Source organism: Coralloluteibacterium thermophilum, from assembly GCF_042654365.1.
GTDB lineage: Bacteria > Pseudomonadota > Gammaproteobacteria > Xanthomonadales > Xanthomonadaceae > Coralloluteibacterium > Coralloluteibacterium thermophilum.
Genome location: NZ_JBHSGG010000002.1, coordinates 192232 through 217700 on the forward strand (window position 1 = coordinate 192232; position 25469 = coordinate 217700).

The following is a 25469-nucleotide window of genomic DNA, read 5'->3' on the forward strand; positions in this document are numbered from 1 at the left end:
GACGGGTGCTAACAAGTGCGGACTTTTCTGGGGAGTCTCCGCCGTGCCTGCCGTCCGCCTCGTCTCCATCGCGCTGGCGGGCCTGCTGCCGCTCGCCGCATCCGCGCAGCAGGACCGCATCTACACCTGGACCGACGCCGACGGCGTCACCCACTACTCCGGGTCGCCGCCGCCCGCCGGACGCTACGAGGAACGCACCTTCACCCGCAGCGGCGCATCCGGCAGCGTGCAGCGCGACGACGACGCGTCCGCCGCGGCGGACCCCATGGCCGAGAACTGCAACCGCGCGCGCGAGAACCTGGAGCTGCTCGGCCGCGACGTCTCGGTGATGGTGGACACCAACGGCGACGGCACCCCGGACTCGCCCCTCAGCGACACCGACCGCGCCAACCAGCTCGAACTCGCCAACGCCCAGGTGCGCGCCTACTGCGCCGCCGACGGCGCGCCCTGACGGCAGCGGCGCCCGGCACGCCCGGCACGCCCGGCACGCCCGGGGGCGCCACGGGCACGCGCCGTGGCGCCGGCGGCGGGGCACGGCGATAATCGCCCGCTTTCCACGCCGAACGCCGCCCATGCGCCTGTCGCAGTTCCATCTCAACACCTCCAAGGAAACCCCCGCCGACGCCGAGCTGCCCAGCCACCGGCTGATGCTGCGCGCCGGCATGATCCGCAAGCTCGCGGCCGGCATCTACACCTGGAGCCCGCTCGGCCTGCGCGTGCTGCGCCGGGTCGAGGCGGTGGTGCGCGAGGAAATGCAGCGTGCCGGCGCGGTCGAGATGCTGATGCCGTCCATCCAGCCGCGCGAGCTGTGGGAGGAGACCGGGCGCTGGGAGAAGTTCGGCGGCCAGCTTCTGAAACTGCGTGACCGCAAGGAGGCCGAGTTCGCCTACGGCCCCACCCACGAGGAGGTGGTCACCGATTTCGCGCGCAACGAACTGTCCAGCTACAGGCAGTTGCCGCTGGCGGTCTTCCAGATCCAGACCAAGTTCCGCGACGAGATCCGTCCGCGCTTCGGCGTGATGCGCGCCCGCGAATTCCTGATGAAGGACGCCTATTCCTTCCACCTCACGGCGGAGGATCTGGACCGCGAATACTGGAACATGTACGCCGCCTACGGCCGCATTTTCGAGCGCCTCGGCCTGCGTTTCCGCGCCGTGCTGGCCGACACCGGCGCCATCGGCGGCTCGGCCAGCCACGAATTCCACGTTCTGGCCGATTCCGGCGAGGACGCCATCGCCTGGTCCGACGGCTCGGACTACGCCGCCAACGTCGAACTCGCCGAGGCGCTGGCGCCTGCCGCGCCGCGGCCCGCCGCGACGGAATCCCTGCGCGAGGTGGAAACCCCCGCCCAGAGGACCTGCGAGGACGTGGCCGCCCTGCTCGGGATCCCGCTGGCGCGCACGGTGAAGTCGTTGGCCCTGGTCGGCGAGCAGGGTTTCGTGCTGGCCCTGCTGCGCGGCGACCACGCCCTCAACGAGATCAAGCTGCGCAAGGTCGAGGGCCTGGGCGAATACCGCATGGCCACCGAGGCCGAGATTCTGGAGCACCTGGGCGCGGCGCCCGGCTTCCTCGGCCCCGTGAACCCCGCGCGCCCGCTCCAGGTGGTCGCCGACCGCGCGGTCGCCGCCATGGCGGATTTCGTCGTCGGCGCCAACCGCGACGGCTACCACCTTGCCGGCGTCAACTGGGGCCGCGACCTGCCCGAGCCCGCGGTCGTCGCCGACCTGCGCAACGCCGAGGCCGGCGATCCCTCGCCGGACGGCAAGGGCACCCTGGCCATCGCGCGCGGCATCGAGGTCGGCCACGTGTTCCAGCTCGGCCAGAAATACGCCGAGGCGATGGGCGCCACCGTGCTCGACGAGCAGGGCAAGGCCCGGGTGCTGCACATGGGCTGCTACGGCATCGGCGTTTCCCGCATCGTCGCCGCGGCCATCGAACAGAACCACGACGAGGCCGGCATCCGCTGGCCGGAGGCGATGGCGCCGTGGCGCGTCGCGGTGTGCGTGATCAATCCCAAGAACGATCCCGCCGTCGCCGCCGCGGCCGAATCGCTGTATTCGGAGCTGGCCGCCGCCGGTATCGATACCGTGCTGGACGACCGCGGGCTGCGCCCCGGGCAGATGTTCGCGGATATGGAACTCGTCGGCATTCCGCACCGCGTGGTGGTCTCGGCGCGCGGCCTGGAGAACGGCACCTACGAATACCGTTCACGCAGCGCCGACGAAAGCGAGGCGCTGGAACGGGCGGCCCTGTTCGCGCGCCTCGCCCCGAAAACCGCCTGACGGCGGGGGGCCACGGGCATCGGAAAGGGCCGCGCCGGGCGCGGCCCTTTCATTTTCATGCCTGCGCATGGCTAAATAAGCGGTGGCGTCCCTCGCCATGACTTTCAATTAAGAGGAAACCCCCGATGGCCATCGACCTGCAGAATCTCAGCGCCAAGGAGCTCTCCGAGCTGATCGCGCTCGCCAACAAGCGCAAGAAGACCCTGAGCAAGCGCAAGCCGGCAGCGACCGTGCGCCGCCAGGTGGAGAAGGTCGCGCGCGCCGGCGGCTATACGATCGCCGAGCTCTACGGTGCCGAGATCGGCAGCGGCAGCGCGACCCGCAAGCGCGCGGCCACCAAGAAGTCGGCCGCCACCCGCAAGAGCGCCGGCAAGGTTCCGCCGAAGTACCGCAACCCCGCCAACCCGTCCGAGACCTGGACCGGCCGCGGCAAGCAGCCGCGCTGGCTCGCCGCCGAAGTCGCCAACGGCAAGAAGGTCGAGGATTTCCTGATCCAGGACTGACGGTCGCGGCCGCGCCGCGCCGCGCCGCACGCGAGGGAACGCCCTGGAGAAACGCCGGCATCCGCCGGCGTTTTTCCTTTTCGCGGTCAGAGATGGCGCCGCGCCGGCACGAGGAGATTCCCGAACATCAGGCCGCCCATCAGCGCCAGCAGCGCGTTGAGCAGCGCCAGCGCGGTATCGGTGCCCAGCGTGATCTCGTTGTCGAGCAAGAAGTTCAGCGACCGGAAACTCGTGCTGCCGGGCACCAGCAGGATGATGCCGGGGACCCGGATCAGTGCCCCGGGACGGTTGAACCAGCGCGCGTAGGCATTGCTGGCCACCGCCACCGTCATCGCCGCGACGAACACGCCGTACGCGAAACCGGTGGGCGCGACGTCGAGCAGGATGCCCACCCCGCGGGTGACGCCGTAGCCGAGCGCGACCGCGCCCATCACCAGCGGCCAGTCGCGCAGCTGGGCCTTGAAGAACACGGCGAACGCGAAGCCGGCGACGCCGAGGGCGACCCATTCGCTCCAGGCCGGCAGGGGCACGATCTCGCCGCTGGCCGGCGTCCACCCGAACAGGCGCGCGGTCTGCACCGCGACCACCGTGCCGAAGCCGAGCTTGAGCAGGGTCGCCACGGCGCTGGCGAAGCGCGAGGTCGCCGAGATCAGGTTGTTGCTGGTGAGCTCGGACATCGCGTTGGTCATCATCATGCCGGGCATCAGCACGATCAGGGACGCCACCACCACCGTCGTGAGCGACACCGGGAGGAGGCTCGCCGCCAGCATCGCGAGCGAGGTGGCGACCAGCGCGGCCAGCGCGTCGAGGCTCTCGAGCAGGCGCGGGCGGCTGGCGCCGAGCACGTAGAGCGTGCCGATCACCAGGCCGATCAGACCGGCCACGACCAGCTCGTTCATGCCCGCGCGGAGGATGCCGGCCACCGAGGCCGCGGCCAGGCCGAAGCAGACCGCCGTCAGCGCCTGGTGCCAGCGGGGCTCCGGCGCGTCCAGCGCACGCAGCGCCGCGGCACCGGCGGCCAGGTCGATGCGCTGCGCGAGCACGTCCTCGGCGATGGCGTCCACGGCGCAGAGCTTGCGCAGGTCGACGTCGCCCGGCTCCATGCGCAGCACGCGCGTGTTCTCCGGCCCGCCCTCGGGGCCGAGGCCGCCGCCGAAGCTCAGCACCATGCCGGTGGGATTGGACCAGACCTCGCAGCGCAGGCCGAGCGACTGCGCCACCTTGACCAGACCGCCCTCCAGGCGCTGGGCGGTGGTGCCGTAGGCGTGCAGGCGCCGCGCCAGCTCGATGACGAACTCGCTGCGGGCATTGAAGCTGGCGGGATTCTCGGCCACGGGGCGCCTGGACGGGTGAGGGCGTCGCATCTTAGAGCGTGTCGCGGCTTCGAATGCGATGCCTGCGCCACCGGGCGGGCCGCGCCGACCGACGCCGCTCGCACCCGCCCAGGGAACCGGCCCGCCCCGGGCGCGTGGGGGCGGCTGCCCACCGCCGCGCCCTCTGCCGCACTGGCGTCGTCTTCATGCCGATAGGCTAAGCTGCGCGGCATGCCGGAACCCCGCATCGACATCGACGACGCGCACGGGACGGTCCGCGCGTCGGGCGACTGGACGCTCGCCAACGCCGGCCGCCTGCTCGAGCTGACACGCGCACCGGAACGCGAGGCCCGGGCCATCGACGCCCGCGACATCGACCGCCTCGACTCCGCCGGCGTGCTGCTGCTCTCGCGCTTCGCCCAGCGCCTCGGCCTCGACCTCGAGGACGTGCAGGTGCGCGAGGAGCAGCGTGCGCTGGTGCGCGCGGTCGACCAGGTGGGCGACGACCGCCCGCCCCGGCAACGGGACTTCGGCATCGTCGCCATGGTCGGCCGCATCGGCCTGGCAGTACGCAAGGTCTACGCGGAGATGCGCGACCTGCTCGGCTTCTTCGGCGAGTCTCTGCTGGCCCTGGCGCGCCTGGCGCGCGATCCGCGGCGGCTGCGGCTGACCTCGACCGTGCACCACATGGAACAGGTCGGCCTGGATGCGATGCCCCTGGTGGCCCTCCTCACCTTCATGGTCGGCGCCGTGGTGGCCTTCCTCGGCGCCGGCGTGCTGCGCGACTTCGGCGCGGAGATGTACACCGTCGACCTGGTGACCTATTCCTTCCTGCGCGAGTTCGCGGTGCTGCTGACCGCGATCATCCTCGCCGGCCGCACCGCGAGCGCCTTCACCGCGCAGATCGGCGCGATGAAGAGCCGCGAGGAGATCGACGCCATCCGCACCATGGGCCTGGATCCGATGGAGCTGCTGGTCGTCCCGCGCATGCTGGCGCTGCTGATCATGCTGCCGCTGCTGACCTTCGTCGGCATGATCGCCGGCCTGCTCGGCGGTGCGCTGGTGGGCTCGGCGGCGCTCGACATCCCCTTCAGCCTCTACTACCAGCGCACCTACGAGGTCATCTACCTCAACGACTTCATCGCGGGCATGGTGAAGGCGCCGGTGTTCGCGATGCTGATCGCGCTGATCGGCTGCCTCGAGGGGATGAAGGTCACCGGCACCGCGCAGTCGGTGGGCGAGCGCACCACCTCCAGCGTGGTGCAGACGCTCTCGCTGGTGATCCTGATCGACGCCGCCGCCGCCATGTTCTTCCGGGAGATCGGGTTCTGAACGCGCCAGCGACCACGACGGAGCCTGCGATCCGCATCCGCGGGCTGCGCAACCAGTTCGGGCGCCAGGTGGTGCACGACGGGCTCGACCTCGAGGTGCGCCGCGGCGAGATCCTCGGCGTGGTCGGCGGCTCCGGCACCGGAAAGAGCGTGCTGATGCGCGCCATCCTCGGCCTGCGCCGGCCGCAGGGCGGGGCCATCGAGGTGCTCGGCCACGATGCGCTGGCCGCCGACCCGGCCTCGCGCCGGGCGATCGAGCGCAACACCGGCGTGCTGTTCCAGGACGGCGCCCTGTTCTCCTCGCTCACCGTCGCCGAGAACGTGCAGGTGCCGCTCAAGGAGCAGCACGGCGACCTGCCGCCGAAGCTGCTGTCCGAGCTGGCCCTGCTCAAGATCAAGCTCTCCGGCCTGCCCGCCGAGGCGGCGGACAAGCTGCCGAGCGAACTCTCCGGCGGCATGCGCAAGCGTGCCGGCCTGGCGCGCGCGCTGGCCCTCGACCCGCCGCTGCTGTTCCTCGACGAGCCGACGGCGGGGCTCGACCCGATCGGCGCGGCCGCGTTCGACCGCCTGATCCGGACCCTGCAGGAGGCGCTGGGACTGACGGTGTTCCTGATCACCCACGACCTCGACACCCTGTACGCCATCTGCGACCGCATCGCGGTGCTGGCCGACAGGCGCGTCGTCGCCGTGGCGCCGATCGAGGAGATAGAGCGCTTCGACCACCCCTGGGTGCAGGAGTATTTCCACGGTCCGCGCGCCCGCGCCGCGCAGGAAGCCCGCACGCGCGCCGACCGTGGACCCAACCCGGCGTTCACCGCCGCGCCGGAAGGATAGGACGATGGAAACCAAGGCCAACAACGTACTGGTGGGCGCGTTCACCCTCGCGACGCTCGCCTTCCTGGTCGTCTTCGCGCTGTGGGCGGCGAAATACTCGTCGGACCGCAGCTGGAACGAGTACGACGTGGTGTTCACCGAGGCCGTCACCGGCCTCACCGTCGGCGCCATGGTCCAGTACAACGGCATCGCGGTCGGTTCGGTGAAGTCGCTTCACCTGCACCCGCAGGACGCGCGCCAAGTCGTCGCGCGCATCCGGGTCCAGGCCGAGGCGCCGGTCAAGCAGGACACGCGCGCGCGGCTCGCGCTGACCGGCGTCACCGGCACCGCCATCATCCAGCTGTCCGGCGGTGCGCCCGAGAGCCCGCGGCTGACCCATACCGACGGCCACCCCGTGCCGGTGATCCCGACCGCGCCGTCGGCGCTGCAGAACATCACCGAGACCGCCGGGGTCATCGCCGAGCGCCTCGACAAGCTGCTCTCGGACGAGAACATTGCGCGCATCGGCAAGGCGCTCGACGACATCCAGCTGGTGACCGGCTCCATCGCCGCGCAGCGCGAGGACATCGCCCAGCTCATCACCAACGCCCGCCAGGCGACCGAGGCGCTGGAGCGCACGCTCGGCCGCGTCGACGCCACGGTGCAGAACGACGTGCCGCGTCTGGTGGCGAGCCTGGAACGCTCGCTCGACCAGCTCGACTCCTTCACCCGCAACGCCGATGCGCTGGTGGCGGACAACCGCGACGCGATCAGCCGCTTCAGCAACGAGGGCCTGGGCCAGGTCGGCCCGACCCTCGCCCAGATGCGCGCCACGCTGCGCGAGATCGACCGTGTCACCGCGCGCCTGCGCGACAACCCCGCCGGCTACCTGCTCGGCCGCGACCGCGCCAAGGAATTCGAGCCATGACCCAGCGCCGCATGCGCCCCGCCGCCCGCCTGGCGGCCACCGCCCTCCTCCTCGCTCTCGCCGGCTGCGGCAGCCTGATCCCCGGCGGCCAGCGCGAGGCGCCGCGGGTCTTCGCACCCGACGTGCAGGTGCGGGTGGACCCCTCGTGGCCGACCGTGGACTGGCAGCTCTCGGTGGCGACGCCCAGCGCCAGCGAGTCCCTCACCACCTCGCGCATCGCGGTGCGGCCGCAGCCGGGCGAGCTCGAGGTCTACGCCGGCGCGCTGTGGATGGATGCGGCCCCCGAGCTGGTGCAGAACGCCCTGGTGCGGGCCTTCGAGGACTCGCAGAGGATCATGGCGGTCAGCCGCTTCGGCGGCGGTCTGCGTGGCGACTTCGCCCTGCTGCTGGACCTGCGGCGGTTCGAATCGATCTACGTCGACGGCCACCCGCAGGCCACCATCGAACTCAGCGCCAAGCTCACCCACTTCCGCGGCAACCGCGTGGTCGCCGCGCGCACCTTCCATCACGCCGAGCCCGCCACCGGCACCGCGGTTCCGCTGGTGAGCGAGGCCTTCGGCCGGGGGCTGTCGACCGTGGTGTCCGACGTGGTCGGCTGGACCCTCACCGAGGGCGAACGGGTGGCCGCGGCGCTCGAAGCGGCGGAGACCCCGGCCACCCGCAGCGAGCCGCTGCCGCTGCCGCGACGCGACTGAAGACGAGCCGGGGGCGCGGCTGAAGCGCCTCCTGCGGCCGGACTCCGCATCGACAGGCCGCGCGGATCCCGCCGGGAGCCGTCCTAGGTCCGGTGCGCTCCGGCGTACGCATCGGTGTGCGGGTTGCGGATCCGGCGGAAGGTGAGGTTGACCCGGGGCCCCACCGGCCGCCGCGTCCGCGGCAGGGCATGCCGGTAGTGCGTCTGGGTCGCGCCGCGCATCACCAGCAGGCTGCCGTGCGGCAGATCGATGCCCACCGAGGCGCCGCCCGCGCGGGGCTTGAACAGGAACCGCCGCGTGGCGCCGAGGCTCAGGGAGGCGATGACCGGCTCCGGCCCGAGCTCCGGCTCGTCGTCGGCGTGCCAGCCCATGGCGTCGTCGCCGTCGCGGTAGAGGTTCGCGAGCACCGCGTTGAAGCAGGCGCCTGCGGCCTCCTCGACCGCCGGGCGCAGCGCCGCCAGCGCAGGCGGCCACGGCGCCGGGGCGAAGCGCGTACGCGAGTAGGTGTAGTCGGTGCCGGGATCGCCGATCCAGCAGGCGAGCCGTGGCGAGGCGACCTCGCGGCCGTAGAGCCGCAGGCGCGGCTGCGACCAGGCGACCTCGCGCTGCATCGCGGCCAGGGCCGCATCGGCCGCCGGGCCCGGCAGCCACACGGGATCGAACACGACGTCGGCGCCGGGAAGCTCCAGGCGCATGCGCCGCCTCAGCCGGCCGCGGCGCCCAGCACGGCCGAGAGGATCTCGCCGAGCTCGAGCAGGCGCAGGTCGCTGCCGCGCGGACCGACGAGCTGCAGGCCGATGCCTTCGCCGAGCGGCAGGCTCAGCGCGGGGCAGCCGGCAAGGCTGGCGATGGCCGTGAAGTCGCCCAGGTTGACCGGCTCCTCCGCCGCGGCGGCGGGCGGCACCGACGGCACCGTCGGCAGCAGCAGCACGTCGACCTCGGCGAAGCGCGCGCGCACCTGGACGACCGCGTCGTCGAGCAGGCGGTCGGCGCGGACGTAGTCCGCCGAGGTGCGCCTGCGGGCGTGGTCGAGCATCTGCGCCAGCCGCGGCGAGATGCCTTCGAGACGGCCTTCGTGCGAGGCGAGCAGCTCCGCCTCCATCAGCAGGAGGGCCGCATGGCGGCCGGCGGCGACCTCGCTCGGGGAGACGTCCATCGCCATGGGAATGGCCTGCCCCAGCACGCTGCCGGCCTGGGCGATCGCCTGCTGGAAGCGCTCCACCACCTCCGGCGTCGCGCCGAGCGAGCGCAGGTCGGACACGACCGCGACGCGCAGGCGGCCGGGCTCCCAGTCCGGCGGCGCGAAGGGCACGCGGCGCGCGCGCGTACGCGGATCGCCCGGGTCGTAGCCGGCGAGCACCTGCAGCAGCAGGGTGGCGTCGGCGACGTTGCGGGTGAGGATGCCCGGGCAGTCGAGCCGCCGCAGCGACGGCGCCATGCCGCGGCAGGAGACCTCGCCGAAGGTCGGCTTGAGGCCGACCAGGCCGCAGAAGGCCGCCGGGATGCGCACCGACCCGAAGGTGTCCGAGCCGATGGCAGCGAGCGCATGCCCGGCCGCGACCGCGGCCGCGGCGCCCGCAGAGCAGCCGCCGGCGACGCGTCCCGGGAGATGCGGGTTGGCCACGTCGCCGAAGTGCGGATTGCGGCCCGTCGTGCCGAGCGCGCCCTCGTCGAGATTGGTCTTGCCCAGCAGCACGGCACCGGCGCCGCGCAGGCGCGAGACCACCGCCGCATCCTCGATGGCGATGCGCTCGCCGCGCCCGGGCAGGCCGAGGCTGGTCGGCATGCGCTCGATGTCGAAGTTGTCCTTGATCGCGATCGGCACGCCGTCGAGGCGGCCGATGGCACCGTTGGCGGCACGACGGGCGTCGGACGCGCGCGCGGCCGTACGTGCGCCCTCGACGTCGACGTGCGTCCATGCGTTGAGCGCACCGTCCCGCGCGATGGCGGCGAGGCAGCTCTCCGTCAGCGCCTCGCTCGCGACCTCCCCGAGCGCGAGCGCACGGAGGACGCGGGGAAGGTCGGCAAGGCGAAAACGGTCGGCGTCGGACATCATCGGCTGCGGCAGGAAAGCGGTCGGGAGGCGGCGCGAGGGCCGCTGCTGCAGACACCGCACGCGCCGGTGCCGGGCATGATGCCATTTGCCCGGTGTCGGGCAAAACCTCAATAATCCGCGGTTTACAGCCAGCGGCCCTGCAGGCCGCGCGCCAGCGAGGGTGAGATGAGCGAACGCGAATTCATGGAGTACGACGTGGTCACCGTGGGCGCAGGCCCCGCCGGCCTCGCCTTCGCCGTGCGCCTGAAGCAGATCCGCCCCGAGCTGTCGGTGTGCGTGATCGAGAAGGCCTCGACCATCGGCGCGCAGGTGCTGTCCGGCGCGGTGATCGAGCCGCAGCCGCTCGACGAGCTGCTGCCGGGCTGGCGCGACGCTCCGCCGCCGGTGTGCGTGCCGGCGACCGAGGACGAGTTCTGGTTCCTGACCAGGAACGGCGGCCGCAAGGCGCCGATGGTCCCGCCGCAGATGCGCAACCACGGCAACTTCATCGTCTCGCTGGGGGCGATGTGCGCGTGGATGGCGCCGCAGGCCGAGGCGCTCGGCGTGGAGATCTACCCGGGCTTCGCCGCGGCCGAGCCGTACTTCAACGAGGACGGCTCGGTCGGCGGCGTGCGCATCGGCGACATGGGCGTGGCGCGCGACGGCACGCACAAGCCCACCTATACCCAGGGCATCGACATCCGCGCCAAGGTGACGGTGCTCGCCGAGGGCGCGCGCGGTCACCTCACCAAGCAGCTGGTCAAGCGCTACGACCTCGACGCGCTGTCGGACCCGCAGGCCTACTCCATCGGCATCAAGGAGCTCTGGCAGCTCCCCGCGGGACGGGCGAAGCCGGGCCGCATCGTGCACTCGCTGGGCTGGCCGATGGATCCGTCGACCTACGGCGGCAGCTTCCTCTACCACCTGGAGAACGACCAGGTCGCGCTCGGCATGGTCATGGGCCTCGACTACCGCGACCCGATGTTCCAGCCCTACGAGGCCTTCCAGCAGTGGAAGCACCATCCGACGGTCAAGCCCCTGCTCGAGGGCGGCACCATCCTGTCGGCGGGCGCGCGTGCCGTCGTCACCGGCGGCTGGCAGTCGCTCCCGAAGTGCGAGATGCCCGGCGCCATCCTGATCGGCGATACGGCCGGCCTGCTCAACGTTCCCAAGATCAAGGGCACCCACCAGGCGATGCGCTCCGGCATGCTCGCCGCCGCGCACCTGGCCGAAACGCTCTCGCCCGCCGGCTGGGACGCCAAGCTGCGCGCCTCGCCGGTGATGGAGGAACTGCGCCGGGTCCGCAACATCAAGCCCGGCTTCAAGCGCGGGCTGTGGATGGGCCTGGCCAACGCCGGCTGGGAGACCCTCACCGGCGGCCGCTCGCCGTGGACCCTGAAGGTGAAGGCCGACTGGACCAGCCTCGAGAAGCTCGACGGCCACGAGGCGCCGGAGCGGGACTACGTGCAGCGCACCCTGCCCCCGCGCGACCGCCTCGCCGGCGTCTACTTCGCGGCGACCGAGCACGACGAGGACCAGCCGGTGCACCTCAGGGTGCGCGACACCAGCATCTGCGTCGACCGCTGCACCGAGGAGTACGGCAACCCCTGCGAGCGCTTCTGCCCGGCCGGCGTCTACGAGATGGTCGAGGACGAGGCCGGCCGGCGCCTGCAGATCAACGCCGCCAACTGCGTGCACTGCAAGACCTGCGACATCAAGGACCCCTACGCGATCATCGACTGGGTGACGCCGGAGGGCGGGTCGGGGCCGAACTACCAGAATCTGTGAATCCGTGATCGTCCGCTTCCGCCGCCTGGCGGGCGCCATCGGGCGCTCCGTCGAACGTCACGGCGGCGGCCTGCAGGGCGCCTACGCGGTGGCGCGGCGCGCCCTGCTCATGGCGAAGGCCCTAGGCCCGCGGGGCGTCGTCGCACGTCTGCGACAGGCCACCACGCCCGTTCCCGCCGCACCGCCCCCGCCGAACACCTACGCCTTCGGCCCTCCCGCCGCTCTCGAAGCGATCCAGCTCGAAGTCGGCGTGATGCTGCACGTGTTCTATGCGGATCTTCTGGACGAATTCGCTCAGGCGCTGGCGGCGATGCCGCGACCCTACACGCTGCTGGTGTCGGTGACCGAACGGGATACGGCGGCCGTCGTCGAGCGCCGCTTCTCCGGACTGCCCAACCTCACCCGGCTTCGCGTGGAGGTCGTGCCCAACCGCGGGCGCGACATCGCCCCGTTCCTGACCACCTTCCGCGACGACATCCTCGCCCTGGACGTCGTCGCCCACCTCCACACCAAGAAGTCGCTCTATACCGGTTCCGTGCAGGACGGATGGCGGCGCTACCTCGTCCACGCCCTGTTCGGGGACGCACGGCGCATCGGCTGGCAGCTCGGCATGTTCGCTGCCGAGCCCCGACTCGGCCTCATCTATCCCGACAGCTACGAAAGCGTCCCTCTCTGGGCGCACACCTGGCTGAGCAACCTCGAAAAGGCGCGCACCCTGGGCCATCGCCTCGGCGTGGGCGTGGCTGCCGGGTCCTACCTGGACTTTCCTGCCGGCTCCATGTTCTGGGCACGGGTCGACGCGCTTCGCCCACTGTTCGACCTGGGCCTGGAGACGAACGAATTTCCGGATGAGCAGGGGCAGGTCGACGGCACGCTCCAGCACGCGATCGAGCGCCTGCTGGTCCCGGTGGTCCGCAGCCGCGGCTACCTTGCAGGCGTGCTCCCCCAAGGAGGGACGCTCACCCTCGCGACCGAGGGAGACCGCAACTGGCGAACGTACTTCGAGACGCCGCTGGGCGACCGTCTGCGCATGGCCGCCATCGACGCGAAGCTGATCACGGTCGACGTGTTCGATACGCTGGCGGTTCGGCCGTTCCTTTCGGCCGACGGAGCCCGCGCCTATCTGGCGCGACTGGCGGAAGCCGAGCTCGCCGTCGAGGATTTCGTCTCGCTGCGGGAGCGCGCCGAGAGCCGCGCGCGCAGCACCCTCGGCGGTCGCGACCCGACACTGCGGGAGATCTACGCTGCGCTCGCAGCGATGGACCCGGAGCTTCCGACGGAGCCACTGCGCATACTCGAGGAAACGACCGAGGCACGCCTGCTGCAGGCCCGTGAGGGTGTGCTGGACGCGCTCTCGGCGGCGGCCCGCGGCCGCAGGGTGGCGGCACTGTCCGACATGTACCTCGACGCGAGCACTCTGCGCGCCGTGCTTCCTTCGACAGCAGCCTCCCTGCCTTCGACGTGGTATGTGTCCTGCGAGACCGGCTGGCGCAAGGACACAGGCAGCGCCTGGACGCAGTTGCCGAAGGTGGAAGGGCTGTCGAACGCGCGCTGGCTCCATGTCGGCGACAACGAGCAGTCGGACGTGCAGGTACCGCAGTGGCACGGCCTCCTGACGCCCGTGCACATCCTGCGACCCGGAGCGCTGCTGGACGTCGTGCCTGGATTGCGGCCGCTGCGACCGCAGGGAGTGGGCGCGGGGGACTGGTGCGAACAACTTCGCCTGGGACTCGTCGCCAACCATTTCGCGAACCTTGCCGACCGCACCCCACACGCGCTGGCACCGCGCGTCGTGGTTTCTCCCGACTCCTTCGGCTACTGCGTGCTGGGTCCCTTGGTGCTGGACTATCTGGCCTGGCTCGTGCGTGTCGCGACCGCGCGCGGGGCGCGCCGGGTGCTCTTCCTCAGCCGAGAAGGCCACCTGCTCCACCGGGCCTTCGGTATCCTCCATGCAACGACCCCGGGCCTCTCGGACGCGCTGCAAGGCCATTACCTGCTGGCTTCACGACAGGCGGCGGGGCTGGCCGCACCGGCCACGGTGGAGGACCTGCCCGATCTCTTCGACGGCACCTACAACGGCCCCCTGATGGGGCTGCTGCGGGCGCGCCTGGGGGCGAAGGCCGCTGAGGAGACCGCCTCCCTGCTCGCCCCGCGTGTGCTCGAGCAGGAGATATTCCTGCCCGAGATGCATGCCGAGGTCGTGGAGATGCTCTCGCCCGCTCACGCGACCCTCCTGCGCCTCTCTGCCGAAGCGCGGGCCGCGTACCGGGACTACTGGCAGCGTGAAGCAGGCGCGGAGCCGGTACTGCTGGCGGACATCGGCTACTCCGGCACCATCCAGCGCCACCTCGCGAAGATGCTGGGAAGGCCTCTGGACGGCGCCTATTTCGCCCTTAACGCACGCGCAGCATCGCTTCACGGCTACGGCTGGGCCGCAGGTCGCTATCACGACGGGCGCCATCCGGATGCCGGGCCGAGCACGATACTGCGCAACGACCTGCTTCTCGAGAGCGTGCTCACGGCACCACACCCTCAGTTCGCGGGTTTCGTGGCCGACGGCGCAGGGTATCTTCCGCAGCATGCCGCCCCGGACGTCGCGCCCGAGCAGTGGCCGATCATCGCGCAGACCCACGAGGGTGCCCTGCGCTTCGTTCGCGACGCATGCACCTGCGCGGCCCCGCTTGTCGCGGAGCTCGAGTTCGACGCCGAGGCCGTGCAGATCCCGCTGGACTGCGTCGGCAGCGGCCTCTGGGACGCACCGTGGCTGCATGGCCTGGAAGTGGAAGACGCATTCACCGGGCGTGGCCGGGTCGCGGCGCAATCGGACACGCGCAGCAGCTTCCGGCCATCCTGATCAGCCACAAGACGCGCTCGCCGCCTCCACAGGAAAAGCCGCCATACACCGGACGCCCCCGCCCCGGGCGGCGATCGAGCCGAAGCGGCTCAACTGTGTGGTCGCGCCACTGCGGCCCACGGGCGGTGCTGCCGCCCGTGATACCGAAGAATGGCCGGACCGAGGTCAGGCGGTGCGCGAGCCGATCGAGCGACCGCGACCGATCCCGTAGTACGCGATCCCGCCATCTTCGATCTCGGCAGGATCGTAGATGTTGCGGCCGTCGAAGATCACCCTGTCGCGGATCCGCGCGCGCATGAGTTCGAGATCCGGACTACGGAACTCGCGCCACTCCGTGACGATGACCAGCGCATCGCACCCCTCGAGCGCCGCGGCAGCTGACTCGCACAGAACCAGGTCGTCGCGTACACCGTAGATGCGCCGAGTCTCGGCCATCGCCTCGGGATCGTAGGCGCGCACGCGAGCTCCAGCCCCCCAGAGCTGCTCCAGAAGCTGGCGGCTTGCGGCCTCGCGCATGTCGTCCGTATCCGGCTTGAAGGCCAACCCCCAGACGGCGAAGGTCTTCCCGGTCGGGGAAGCACCGTAATGGCGTTCCACCAGCTCGTACAGGTGACGCTTCTGGCGCACGTTGACCGACGCAACCGCCTCCAGCAGTTCGGGGTGCATGCCGAGCTTCTGGGCCGTCCTCGCAAGGGCCTGGACGTCCTTCGGGAAGCACGAACCGCCGTATCCTGCCCCCGGATAGATGAAGTGCCATCCGATGCGAGGATCAGAGCCGATACCCTTTCGGACCATCTCGATGTCCGCCCCGACCCGCTCGGCGATGTTCGCGACCTCGTTCATGAAGCTGATCTTGGTCGCGAGAAGTGCATTCGCCGCGTACTTCGTCAACTCCGCCGACGTCACGTCCATCTCGACGAAACGCTCGCGATTGCGCACGAATGGAGCGTAGAGGCGCCGCAGCTTCTCGAACGACGACGCCTTTTCCGCGCCGATCACGATGCGGTCGGGGTGCATGCAGTCCTTGACTGCAGACCCCTCCTTCAGGAACTCCGGGTTGGAAACCACCTCGAAGTCATGCGCGACGCCCCGGGCGGAAAGCTCCGCGCCTATCGCATCATGCACCAGACGAGCGGTACCCACCGGAACGGTCGACTTGTTCACGACGACCGTCCGACCCGCCATGTACCGGCCGATGGTTCGCGCAACTTCCAGTACGTACTTCAGGTCCGCGCTTCCGTCCTCGTCCGGCGGCGTGCCGACGGCGATGAACACGATCTCGTTCGCCTCGATGGCAGGGCGGGCGTCGTTCGTGAATCGAAGTCGACCGCCCTCCATGTTCGAAGCCACCAGCGGTTCGAGACCCGGCTCGTAGATCGGAACCCGCCCTGCACGGAGTGCCTCGACCTTCGCCTCGTCGACATCGACGCACGTCACCTCGTGGCCGATCTCCGCCAAGCACGTTCCAGTCACGAGACCAACGTAGCCAGTCCCGAAAATCGCTACCTTCATCGGTTACCCGGATCTACTGAGGGCGGCCGAGTCTAGCGTGTCGTCAGAGGAACGGCACCCCGGTCTTGGTCCGCATCTCCTCCTCGCTGACGCCCGGCGCGAGCTCGACCAGGCGCAGTCCGTCCGGCGTCACGTCCAGCACGCCCAGGTCGGTGATGATGCGGTCCACAACGCCAACGCCGGTCAGCGGCAGGGTGCATTCGGGCAGGATCTTGTGCTCGCCGTTCTTCGCCACGTGCTCCATGAGCACCACGACGCGTTTGACGCCCGCGACGAGGTCCATGGCGCCGCCCATGCCCTTGACCATCTTGCCCGGGACCATCCAGTTGGCGAGGTCGCCCTTCTCCGTGACCTGCATCGCTCCGAGAATGGCGAGGTCGATATGGCCGCCGCGGATCATGGCGAAGGAGTCGTCGCTGCCGAAGTAGGCCGCGCCCTTGCGCGCGGTGACGGTCTGCTTGCCGGCGTTGATGAGGTCGGCATCGACCTCGTCCTCGGTCGGGAACGGCCCGATCCCGAGCAGGCCGTTCTCCGACTGCAGCCACACGTCGACGCCGTCGGGGATGTGGTTGGCCACCAGCGTCGGCAGGCCGATGCCGAGGTTGACGTAGGCACCGTCGGTGAGTTCCTGCGCGGCGCGCGCAGCCATCTGGTCGCGGGTCCAGGCCATCACTTCGCTCCTTCGGTGCGTACGGTGCGCTGCTCGATGCGCTTCTCGGGCGTGGGGTTGAGCACGATGCGGTCGACGTAGATGCCTGGCAGGTGCACCGCGTCGGGATCGAGCGCGCCGGTCTCGACGACCTCCTCGACCTCGGCGACGCAGATCCTGCCCGCCATCGCGCAGGCCGGGTTGAAGTTGCGCGCGGTCCTGCGGAAGACCAGGTTGCCGGCGCGGTCGGCCTTCCACGCCTTGACCAGGGCGACGTCGGCCTTCAGCGCGGTCTCCATCACGTAGTGCTTGCCGTCGAACTCGCGCGTCTCCTTGCCCTCCGCGACCACGGTGCCGTAGCCGGTGGCGGTGAAGAAGGCCGGGATGCCCGCGCCCCCGGCGCGCAGGCGCTCGGCGAGCGTGCCCTGCGGGTTGAACTCGAGTTCGAGCTCGCCCGCGAGGAACTGGCGCTCGAATTCCTTGTTCTCCCCCACGTAGGAGGAAATCATCTTGCGGATCTGCCGCGTGGCCAGCAGGAGGCCGAGCCCGAACCCATCGACCCCCGCGTTGTTGGAGATGACGGTCAGGCCCTTGACCCCGCTGTCGCGGAGCGCGGCGATCAGGGCCTCGGGGATGCCGCAGAGGCCGAAGCCCCCGACGGCAAGGGTCTGGTCGTCGGCGACGATGCCGGCCAGCGCGGCCTGCGCATCGGGAAACAGCTTGCCGTGGGCGGCGGCGCGCTCGGGAGAGGTCGATTCGCTCATCGGGCGGTTCCACGCTGGAGAGGAAGAGTCCGCCATTCTAGCCCCAGCCCGAGCGGGCGCCCTTGGACCTTCGGTCAGTGCGACGTCTCCGCCAGCGCTTCCAGAACGCCGTCCAGGCCGTCGCGCCAATCGGGCAGGACGACGTCGAAATCGCTTCGCAACGAGGCAGTGTCGAGGCACGAGTACGCCGGGCGCGCCGCGGGTGTCGGATAGTCCACGGTCGTGATCGCGTGCACGCGCGGCGCGCGCGCGAGCAGGCCGCGCGCCACCGCGCGTTCGAAGATGGCCTCGGCGAAGCCGTGCCAGCTCGTCTGGCCGCTGGCCGTCAGGTGCCAGGTTCCGGAGCGGCCGCCGGGGGCCTCCAGAGCGAGCCGCGTGACGTCGGCGATCAACGCAGCCGGCGTGGGCGTACCCACCTGATCGGCCACCACACGCAGCTCGTCGCGCTCGCGGCCGAGGCGGAGCATGGTCCGGAGGAAATTGTGCCCATGGGCCGCATAGACCCATGCTGTGCGGAAAATCAGGTGACGCCCGCCGGCGGCACGTATCGCCCTCTCGCCGGCCAGCTTGCTCGCCCCGTAGACCCCGAGCGGGGCCGGGGGGGCATCGACGCCATACGGCCGCTCGCCGCGACCATCGAACACGTAGTCCGTCGAGTAGTGGACCATCGCGACACCCTGCTCCGCGCACCAGCGCGCGATGACGCCGGGAGTGTGCGCATTGGCGACATGGGCGGCCTCGGGCTCGCTCTCGGCGCGGTCGACGGCGGTATACGCAGCGGCATTGATCACGACCGACGGATTTTCCCGCTCCAGCAACGCCAACACTCCCTCGGGATCGGCGAAGTCGGCGCGCAGACAGGGGCTTCCGTCTGCCAGAGCACCGCTGCGCGTCGCGGCGACCAGGTGGCCGGCACCGGCGAAGGCCCGCAGCAGCTCGTGCCCGACCTGGCCGTTGGCCCCGAAGACGAGCACACTCATGCCGCGTACACCGGGAGTCGGGCCTCGGGCACTTCAGCCAGCAGGGGCGCCGCAGCGTCCTTGTCGGAGAGAAGCGGATCGGTCACGGGCCAGTCGATGCCGATGGACGGGTCGTTCCAGCGCAGGCCCGCGTCGGCTTCCCGTACGTACACATCCGTGCACAGGTAGCTGAAAAGCGCTCGCTCGGACAGAACCGCGAAGCCATGGGCGAAGCCTTCCGGAATCCAGAACTGGCGTCGGTTCTCGGCGCTCAGCACGACCCCTGCCCAACGTCCGAAGTGCGGAGATCCGCGACGGATGTCCACGGCGACGTCGAAGACCTCGCCCTCGAGGACGCTGACCAGCTTGCCCTGCGGCCGCGGCCACTGGTAGTGCAGGCCGCGCAGCACGCCGCGGGCGGACGAGGAGACATTGCTCTGCACGAAACGGGTCGGCAATGCGTGCTCGCCGAACCGCTCCGCGTTCCAGGTCTCGAAGAAGAAGCCGCGCGCATCGCCGAAGACGGCCGGCTCGATGACAGTGCAGCCCGGCAGGGCAGTCTCGATGAGCTTCAACGCACCACTCCACGTTCGACGAGAGTCATGAGGTACTTGCCGTACCCGTTCTTGGACAACGGCGTCGCAAGCCGTTCAAGTTCGGCCGCCCCGATCCAGCCGTTGCCGTACGCGATCTCCTCAGGACAGCAGATCCGCAAGCCCTGGCGGTCCTGGATGGTCTGGATGAAGTTCGAGGCCTCGTGCAACGACTGGTGGGTCCCGGTATCGAGCCAGGCGTAGCCGCGGCCCAGCTGCTCGAGGTAGAGCGCGCCATCGTCGAGGTAGCGTCGGTTGAGGTCGGTGATCTCCAGCTCGCCACGCGGCGACGGCCTCAACTCGGCCGCATAGTCGCTCGCGCGGCCGTCGTAGAAGTAGAGGCCAGTGACCGCGTAATTGGAACGCGGCTGCTCCGGCTTCTCCGCGATGTCCACGACCTTGCCGTCCGCGTCGAACTCGGCGACTCCGTAGCGCTCAGGGTCCGAGACCCAGTAGCCGAACACCGTTGCGCCCTCGCTCCGCGCATCGGCGCGCTTGAGGGTGTCCGTCAAGCCATGCCCATAGAAGATGTTGTCGCCGAGCACCAGGCAGCTCGGCCTGCCATCCACGAAGTCGCGCCCGATCAGATAGGCCTGCGCGAGCCCGTCGGGACTCGGCTGCACCGCATAGCGGATGTCCATGCCCCACTGGGATCCGTCGCCGAGCAGCGCCTGGAACAGCGCCTGCTCGTGCGGCGTGTTGATGACCAGCACCTCGCGGATCCCCGCCAGCATCAGCACGCTGAGCGGGTAGTAGATCATCGGCTTGTCGTAGACGGGCAGCAGCTGCTTGCTGACCCCCTTGGTGATCGGATACAGCCGGGTACCGGAGCCACCGGCCAGGATGATGCCCTTGCGCGCAGTCATGCCGCCGCCCCCATCCTCTCGAGTCGATAGCTTCCGTCGAGGATGCGCTGCACCCACTCCTGGTTCTCGAGATACCAGTCGACGGTCTCGGCGATCCCCTCCTCGAACGTGTGCCGCGGACGCCAACCGAGCTCGTTCCGCAGCTTGGAGGCATCGATCGCGTACCGGCGATCATGCCCCGGGCGGTCCGCGACGAAGGCGATCTGGCAGCTGCGCGGCTGTCCGTCCTCGCGAGGGCGCCGCTCGTCGAGAAGGCGGCAGATGGTGCGGACGACCTCGATATTCTCGCGCTCGGCGTCGCCGCCGACATTGTAGGTCTCGCCTATCCGCCCCTTCGCCAGCACGGTGCGGATCGCTTCGCAGTGGTCGGTCACGAACAGCCAGTCGCGCACTTGCCGCCCGTCGCCATAGACCGGGAGCGGCTCGCCAGCCAGCGCCTTGGCGATCACCAGCGGGATGAGCTTCTCGGGGAAGTGGTAGGGCCCGTAGTTGTTCGAGCAGTTGGTGGTGAGCGTGGGCAGGCCGTAGGTGTGGTGAAAGGCGCGCACCAGGTGGTCCGAGGCGGCCTTGGACGCCGAGTACGGCGAATTCGGCGCGTATGGGGTCGTCTCGGTGAACTTGCCGGTCTCGCCGAGCGTGCCGTAGACCTCGTCGGTGGAGACGTGGAGGAAACGGAACGCGTCCTTCGCGTCCCCTTCGAGCGTCTTCCAGTGGTCGCGCACTGCTTCAAGCAGGCCCAAGGTGCCGACCACGTTGGTCTGCACGAAAGCCGCGGGGCCGTCGATGGAACGGTCGACATGGCTTTCTGCTGCGAAGTTCAGCACTGCGTCGGGCCGATGCTCCGCGAGCAGGCGCGACACCAGCGGGCGGTCTCCGATGTCGCCGTGCACGAAAACGTGGTCGGGATTGCCCTCGAGCGAGGCCAACGTGTGGAGGTTTCCCGCATACGTCAACGCGTCCAGGTTCACCACACGCACCCCCTGTCGCACCGCCTCGAGCACGAAGTTGCCGCCGATGAAACCGGCACCGCCGGTCACGAACCAGGTTGGCACTGGGAGATCTCCTTAGAAGTGATTGCGCAAGTCGCGCCGGGGACGGGAAAAGGCCGGCAGAACAGGATATACGCATCCCGGCGCCGATCGCTCGCGCGGAACCTGAACCCACAGCAAGGTCGCGTGACCGGCCCCTTGCCGCTAGAATCCGGGAGTTCGCCCCGCGCCGGCCGGCATGGTCGGCAGAGGCCCGTCAGCACCCAAGGGAATCCCGCTCTGATGAAGATCCTCGTCGCCTACAAGCGCGTGGTGGACTACAACGTCCGCATCCAGGTCAAGCCGGACGGCTCCGGCGTCGTCACCGACGGCGTCAAGCTCTCGCCCAACCCGTTCGACGACATCGCGCTGGAAGAGGCGCTGCGCCTGCGCGAGCGCGGGGTAGCGAGTGAGGTCGTGGTCGCGACGATCGCTCCGGCCGATGCTCAGCCACACCTGCGCAACGGCTTGGCGATGGGCGCCAACCGTGCCATCCACGTGGTCTGCGATCACGCGGTACAGCCCCTGACCGCAGCGCGCGCCTTCATCGCGCTGGTCGAGAGGGAGCAGCCCGGCTTGGTCCTGCTGGGCAAGCAGGCCATCGACGACGACGCCAATCAGACCGGCCAGATGCTGGCCACGCTGTGGGGCCGCCCGCAGGCGACCTTCGCCAGCAAGCTCTCCGTGGAAGGCGACAAGGCCATCGTCACGCGTGAGGTGGACGCGGGCCTGGAGACGCTGGAGGTGGACCTGCCGGCGGTCATCACGACCGATCTGCGCCTCAACGAGCCGCGTTTCATCAAGCTGCCCGACATCATGAAGGCCAAGAGCAAGCCGTTGGAGACCGTTCCGTTCGCGGACCTCGGTATCGAGTCCGGCGACTTCCTCAAGACCGTGCGCTACGCCGCTCCGACCGGCCGTAGCCGCGGAGTGATGGTCAAGGACGCTGCGGAACTCGTGGCCAAGCTCAAGGAAAAGGGCCTGCTGTAATCCACCGCGCCGCTTCCCAGAGGAAGCGCAGGGCTGGGGGCGCGAGGCTTGTGCCGCCGCGACCCGCCCATTCTCCAGGAGAGAGACCATGTCCAAGGTTCTGATCGTCGCCGAGCACCACGAAGGCCGGCTCAACGGCGCGACCGCCAAGTGCGTCGCCGCCGCCCGCGCGCTGCAGCCCGAGTACATCGACATCGCGGTCCTGGCCGCCGACGCCGGCGCCGTGGCCGCAGAGGCTGCCCAGATCGAAGGCGTACGCAGGGTGCTGGCAGTCAGCGCCGAAGCCAACGCGCATCCTATCGCGCAGGTGTTGGGGCCCCAGGTCGCAAAGCTCGCCGAAGGCTACAGCCACGTGTTCGGTCCTTCGACCACCTTCGGCAAGGATGTGATGCCGGTCGTTGCCGCATTGCTCGGAACGGCGCAGGTCTCCGACCTCATGACGGTCGAAGGCACGCACACATTCACGCGCCCGATCTATGCCGGCAACGCGATCGTGACGGTCGACGCGCCCGCCGACAGGCCCGTCGTGGCCACCGTGCGCTCCGCGTCATGGCCGGAAGCAGCCCGAGGCGGCAAGGCCGAGATCGAGACCATGACGGTGGAGGCTACGCTGCCCACGCACACTCGCTTCGTCGGGCTGGCTGCCGGCAGCAGCGACCGGCCCGACCTGCAGAGCGCGCGCCGAGTGGTTGCGGGTGGCCGCGGCGTCGGCTCGGAGGAGAACTTCCGCATCATCTTCGATTTCGCCGACAAGCTCGGCGCCGCCGTGGGCGCCTCGCGCGCAGCGGTGGATGCGGGCTACGTTCCCAACGAGCTGCAGGTGGGGCAGACGGGGAAGATCATCGCACCCGAGCTCTACGTCGCCATCGGCATCTCCGGCGCGATCCAGCACCTGACGGGCATCAAGGACGCGGGCACCATCGTCGCCATCAACAAGGATGCCGATGCGCCGATCTTCGAGATTGCCGACATCGGGCTCGTCGGCGATCTGTTCAAGATCCTGCCGGAGTTGGATGCCGCCATTGGTTAGCGCGACTGCGCCGAGGGGCGCGCCAACGCCGAGGAACAGGGGCGCGGAGCGTACCTCCGCTGATCACCGTGGTTCGAACGCACTGAGGTTACTGCTCTGGAGCCTGCCAGTGGCGGGCTTCTGGGCCTTGGCGCTCAGTATCGTCTCCCAGGCCAGGGGCATGCCGGACCTCGACTACTGGGACATCTTCCCGTCGATCATCGGCGACACCGGCTTCGTGCTAACGCTGGAGACCCTCTACAAGACCTCCAACGAGCACATCGTCGCGCTGACCAAGCTGTTCTACTTGGCCAACCACCTGGTCACGCAGGGGGATAACTTTGGCCTGTCGGTGATCGCTTGCACCTTTTCGCTGCTGGTCGCCGCCTGCTTCGCCAAGGTCCTGTCGCGCAGTGCCGCCGGCCCGCTGGAGACCGTGTTGCTCGCGACGGTCGCAGCCGTCGCGGTATTCACGCCGATGGCTGCGCACAACTACTTCATCGGCATGAGCGGTGTCGCATGGCTGGGCGCCAACTGCTTCGCTGTAGCCAGCGCGGCACTGATGATGCTGGGTGCGCAGCGCCGGTCGACTTTGCTGATCATGCTGGCGGGCGTGGCCGCATTGTGCGCCGGTCACATGTACAGCACCGGCATCGTGGCGATGACGGTAATCGGTGTGCAGGCGCTGCTTCTTCGCAGCACCCGACGCTTAGGGATGCTGTACGTGGCCCTAGGGATCGTTTACCTGGCTATCGTCGTGATGTTCCAGCGCGTGCCCGAGAGCCACGGCGAACGCACCTTCGACTTCCTCGCTCTGATTGGTTTCGCGCTCACCTTCCTGGGCGCAGGCCTCACCACCGACAGCAACCTTGCCCTGCTCTGGGGCGGAGTCGGGCTGGCCACGTTCGGCTGGCTCGTCGCTAGCGACCTACAGCGCAGCGAAGGCGAGCGTGGCGTCGACGCATTCTGGATCGCCATCGGCATCTACGTACTGATGAACGCGGCTCTGGCCGCCATTGGGCGCTCCGGCATGGGTGGCTCCGAGGCGGCCATGGCCAGTCGCTATGCATCCTTGCCCTCGCTGTTCTGGGTGGCGGTGCTTGGACTCTGGCTGTCGCAACGTAACCTCGCGGCACTGCGGGAAAGCAGCCAACGCTGGCGGGTCAGCGGCGGCACGTTGCTCGGCGTCGTCCTGGCCGCTTCGGTCCTCATTACAGGGCAACCGCGAGTTGAGCGCCTCGAGAATCGGGCCGACGGAAAGCAGCTGGCGACGCTGGCGATTCGTCTCGGGGTCCGCGACGACTCGGTCGTCATCCCGAGGATCACCTCCGCGCCGGACCAGCTCTACAGCTCACTTGAGCACTTGCGCACGATCGGTCACGTGCCCTTCAACCAGCCAACGCCCTGCCCAGATGTCGGACAGACGGTCATGGTCGAGTCGGCCGATGTCAGCCGAATGGTGGGGCACGTCGACACCGCCAGCGAACTCGACGATGGTTGGTACCGCCTCAGTGGCTGGGCCTTGGCCCCCGAGGACGATGCCCCCCCCCTACAACGCAACCCCGAAAGCGAAGCCCGGTGCCTGCTGCTGATCGACGAGGACGGCCGCGTACTCGGCATGGGTCTTGGTGGAGTCCCACGGCCCGATGTGGCCAAGGCCTACAAACGCGAGCGCAACGAGTATGGCTGGATCGGCTACGCGCGCGTTCCCGACGTCGCAAACGGCGAGAGAACGGCTTACGCCGCGATTCCACTAGGCGGCGGTCGCTGGATACGTTCGCCACACGGCATCCGGATGCCGGGGCCCACCCCTGACGAATCGCAGATCACGCCACCGTAAAAAAGGATCTGAATGATCAAGTCGCTTTACATCCACTCGATGCGCGGCGCCAAGCGCATTGCGGGGAGGCTGGGCATCCTGCAGGCGCTCGAACGCAGCGACAGCCGCGGCGCCCGCTGGACCCGCAGCCTCTTCAGCATCTATGACAGTCGTGACTTGGCGTTGCTTGACTTGCCGTGGTGGACCTTCGATGCGATCCGCGAGGTTGAACAGCTCCTGGCCTCGTTCGACAACCAGGCCCGCGTCTTCGAGTACGGCGCTGGCGCCAGCACGCTGTGGCTGTCTAAGCGCTGCGCCGAGGTGATCTCGGTGGAGCACGACATCGGGTTCGCCGACTCCATGGCACCTCTATTCTCTTCGTGTCCGAACGTCAACGTCCTGACCGTACCGGACGTGCCGGCGACCGGTGCCACGACCGAAGCGCGCTCGCGCCGACGCGGGTACGAGGACCGGGCCTTCGATGCCTACGTCGACGCCATCTCCTCTCAGGAGGGCATGTTCGACCTGATCGTCATCGACGGACGCGCCCGAACGGCCTGTCTCGCCCGGGCGGCACAACGCCTGTCTCCGCGCGGACTGATCCTGTTCGACAACAGCGAACGCAAGGAGTACCGGGCCGCAATCGACTCGAGTCCGTTCGTCGAACGCCGCCTGCGCGGCTTGGCGCCGGCACTCCCGCTGCCGAGCCAGACCTCCTTACTCGAGCAGAGGAGCTGA

General features: G+C 69.6%; 23 protein-coding genes. 13 read left to right on the top strand and 10 right to left on the bottom strand.

The annotated features are described in order from the left end of the window. Window positions 1–43: 43 nt before the first annotated feature. The 3 genes from ACFO3Q_RS01340 (at window position 44) to ACFO3Q_RS01350 (ending at window position 2785) form a co-directional block, all read left to right on the top strand. On the top strand, window positions 44–451 hold the full coding sequence (locus ACFO3Q_RS01340) for a DUF4124 domain-containing protein (protein ID WP_377002776.1): 408 nt from the start codon (window positions 44–46) through the stop codon (window positions 449–451). Between the two features lie 121 nt (window positions 452–572). Then, window positions 573–2282, top strand: coding sequence for a proline--tRNA ligase (locus tag ACFO3Q_RS01345; protein ID WP_377002777.1), 1710 nt, complete (start codon window positions 573–575; stop codon window positions 2280–2282). 125 nt (window positions 2283–2407) lie between these two features. Continuing rightward, a complete protein-coding gene (locus ACFO3Q_RS01350; RefSeq protein WP_377002778.1) occupies window positions 2408–2785 on the top strand; it encodes an H-NS histone family protein in 378 nt (125 codons plus the stop codon). 86 nt (window positions 2786–2871) lie between these two features. On the opposite strand, the gene ACFO3Q_RS01355 is transcribed toward ACFO3Q_RS01350, so the two are convergent. Then, window positions 2872–4119 carry a threonine/serine exporter family protein gene (locus tag ACFO3Q_RS01355; protein WP_377002779.1) on the bottom strand — a complete coding sequence of 416 codons (1248 nt, stop codon included), beginning with the start codon at window positions 4117–4119 and terminating at the stop codon, window positions 2872–2874. Window positions 4120–4329: 210 nt separating this feature from the next. On the opposite strand from ACFO3Q_RS01355, the gene ACFO3Q_RS01360 reads away from it, so the two are divergent. From ACFO3Q_RS01360 to ACFO3Q_RS01375, 4 genes are read left to right on the top strand one after another with little or no spacing between them, the layout of a single operon-like run. Then, window positions 4330–5430 carry an ABC transporter permease gene (locus ACFO3Q_RS01360; protein WP_377002780.1) on the top strand — a complete coding sequence of 367 codons (1101 nt, stop codon included), beginning with the start codon at window positions 4330–4332 and terminating at the stop codon, window positions 5428–5430. Further along, window positions 5427–6263 carry an ABC transporter ATP-binding protein gene (locus ACFO3Q_RS01365; protein ID WP_377002991.1) on the top strand — a complete coding sequence of 279 codons (837 nt, stop codon included), beginning with the start codon at window positions 5427–5429 and terminating at the stop codon, window positions 6261–6263. The genes ACFO3Q_RS01360 and ACFO3Q_RS01365 overlap by 4 nt, the downstream gene beginning before the upstream one ends. Before the next feature lie 4 nt (window positions 6264–6267). Then, the gene (locus tag ACFO3Q_RS01370; RefSeq protein WP_377002781.1) at window positions 6268–7170 is read left to right on the top strand and encodes an MlaD family protein; all 903 of its coding nucleotides are present in this window, start codon (window positions 6268–6270) and stop codon (window positions 7168–7170) included. Then, on the top strand, window positions 7167–7865 hold the full coding sequence (locus tag ACFO3Q_RS01375; protein WP_377002782.1) for an ABC-type transport auxiliary lipoprotein family protein: 699 nt from the start codon (window positions 7167–7169) through the stop codon (window positions 7863–7865). The genes ACFO3Q_RS01370 and ACFO3Q_RS01375 overlap by 4 nt, the downstream gene beginning before the upstream one ends. A gap of 83 nt (window positions 7866–7948) precedes the next feature. Here the strand turns inward: ACFO3Q_RS01375 and ACFO3Q_RS01380 are convergent, their stop codons facing one another. Further along, entirely contained in the window at window positions 7949–8560 is a 612-nt protein-coding gene (locus tag ACFO3Q_RS01380) for an alpha-ketoglutarate-dependent dioxygenase AlkB family protein (protein ID WP_377002783.1), read from the bottom strand. Between the two features lie 8 nt (window positions 8561–8568). Continuing rightward, window positions 8569–9921: an amidase gene (locus ACFO3Q_RS01385; RefSeq protein ID WP_377002784.1), complete on the bottom strand. Its 1353-nt coding sequence runs from the start codon at window positions 9919–9921 to the stop codon at window positions 8569–8571. 165 nt (window positions 9922–10086) lie between these two features. Here ACFO3Q_RS01385 and ACFO3Q_RS01390 point away from each other — a divergent pair, with 165 nt between their 5' ends. Then, window positions 10087–11688, top strand: a complete 1602-nt coding sequence (locus tag ACFO3Q_RS01390; RefSeq protein ID WP_377002785.1) for an electron transfer flavoprotein-ubiquinone oxidoreductase — start codon at window positions 10087–10089, stop codon at window positions 11686–11688. A gap of 4 nt (window positions 11689–11692) precedes the next feature. Next, on the top strand, window positions 11693–14542 hold the full coding sequence (locus ACFO3Q_RS01395; RefSeq protein WP_465251324.1) for a rhamnan synthesis F family protein: 2850 nt from the start codon (window positions 11693–11695) through the stop codon (window positions 14540–14542). A 165-nt stretch (window positions 14543–14707) separates the two neighbouring features. Here the strand turns inward: ACFO3Q_RS01395 and ACFO3Q_RS01400 are convergent, their stop codons facing one another. The 7 genes from ACFO3Q_RS01400 to rfbB form a co-directional block, all read right to left on the bottom strand. After that, window positions 14708–16054, bottom strand: a complete 1347-nt coding sequence (locus tag ACFO3Q_RS01400) for a UDP-glucose dehydrogenase family protein (protein WP_377002786.1) — start codon at window positions 16052–16054, stop codon at window positions 14708–14710. A gap of 43 nt (window positions 16055–16097) precedes the next feature. Continuing rightward, entirely contained in the window at window positions 16098–16724 is a 627-nt protein-coding gene (locus ACFO3Q_RS01405; protein ID WP_377002787.1) for a CoA transferase subunit B, read from the bottom strand. Then, window positions 16724–17467: a CoA transferase subunit A gene (locus ACFO3Q_RS01410; protein ID WP_377002788.1), complete on the bottom strand. Its 744-nt coding sequence runs from the start codon at window positions 17465–17467 to the stop codon at window positions 16724–16726. Before ACFO3Q_RS01410 ends, ACFO3Q_RS01405 begins: the two co-directional genes overlap by 1 nt. Before the next feature lie 74 nt (window positions 17468–17541). Then, the gene (gene rfbD / locus ACFO3Q_RS01415; protein WP_377002789.1) at window positions 17542–18447 is read right to left on the bottom strand and encodes a dTDP-4-dehydrorhamnose reductase; all 906 of its coding nucleotides are present in this window, start codon (window positions 18445–18447) and stop codon (window positions 17542–17544) included. Next, complete coding sequence (gene rfbC / locus ACFO3Q_RS01420; protein ID WP_377002790.1) at window positions 18444–19001, bottom strand: dTDP-4-dehydrorhamnose 3,5-epimerase; 558 nt, start codon at window positions 18999–19001, stop codon at window positions 18444–18446. Before rfbC ends, rfbD begins: the two co-directional genes overlap by 4 nt. Next, a complete protein-coding gene (gene rfbA, locus ACFO3Q_RS01425; protein WP_377002791.1) occupies window positions 18998–19885 on the bottom strand; it encodes a glucose-1-phosphate thymidylyltransferase RfbA in 888 nt (295 codons plus the stop codon). The genes rfbC and rfbA overlap by 4 nt, the downstream gene beginning before the upstream one ends. Continuing rightward, window positions 19882–20937 carry a dTDP-glucose 4,6-dehydratase gene (rfbB, locus tag ACFO3Q_RS01430; RefSeq protein WP_377002792.1) on the bottom strand — a complete coding sequence of 352 codons (1056 nt, stop codon included), beginning with the start codon at window positions 20935–20937 and terminating at the stop codon, window positions 19882–19884. The genes rfbA and rfbB overlap by 4 nt, the downstream gene beginning before the upstream one ends. Window positions 20938–21156: 219 nt before the next feature. On the opposite strand from rfbB, the gene ACFO3Q_RS01435 reads away from it, so the two are divergent. The 4 genes from ACFO3Q_RS01435 (at window position 21157) to ACFO3Q_RS01450 (ending at window position 25469) form a co-directional block, all read left to right on the top strand. Continuing rightward, window positions 21157–21903 carry an electron transfer flavoprotein subunit beta/FixA family protein gene (locus ACFO3Q_RS01435; RefSeq protein ID WP_377002793.1) on the top strand — a complete coding sequence of 249 codons (747 nt, stop codon included), beginning with the start codon at window positions 21157–21159 and terminating at the stop codon, window positions 21901–21903. Window positions 21904–21991: 88 nt separating this feature from the next. Beyond that, the gene (locus tag ACFO3Q_RS01440) at window positions 21992–22933 is read left to right on the top strand and encodes an electron transfer flavoprotein subunit alpha/FixB family protein (protein WP_377002794.1); all 942 of its coding nucleotides are present in this window, start codon (window positions 21992–21994) and stop codon (window positions 22931–22933) included. Window positions 22934–23093: 160 nt separating this feature from the next. Then, the gene (locus ACFO3Q_RS01445) at window positions 23094–24752 is read left to right on the top strand and encodes a hypothetical protein (protein ID WP_377002795.1); all 1659 of its coding nucleotides are present in this window, start codon (window positions 23094–23096) and stop codon (window positions 24750–24752) included. A gap of 12 nt (window positions 24753–24764) precedes the next feature. Continuing rightward, window positions 24765–25469, top strand: coding sequence for an O-methyltransferase (locus ACFO3Q_RS01450; protein WP_377002797.1), 705 nt, complete (start codon window positions 24765–24767; stop codon window positions 25467–25469).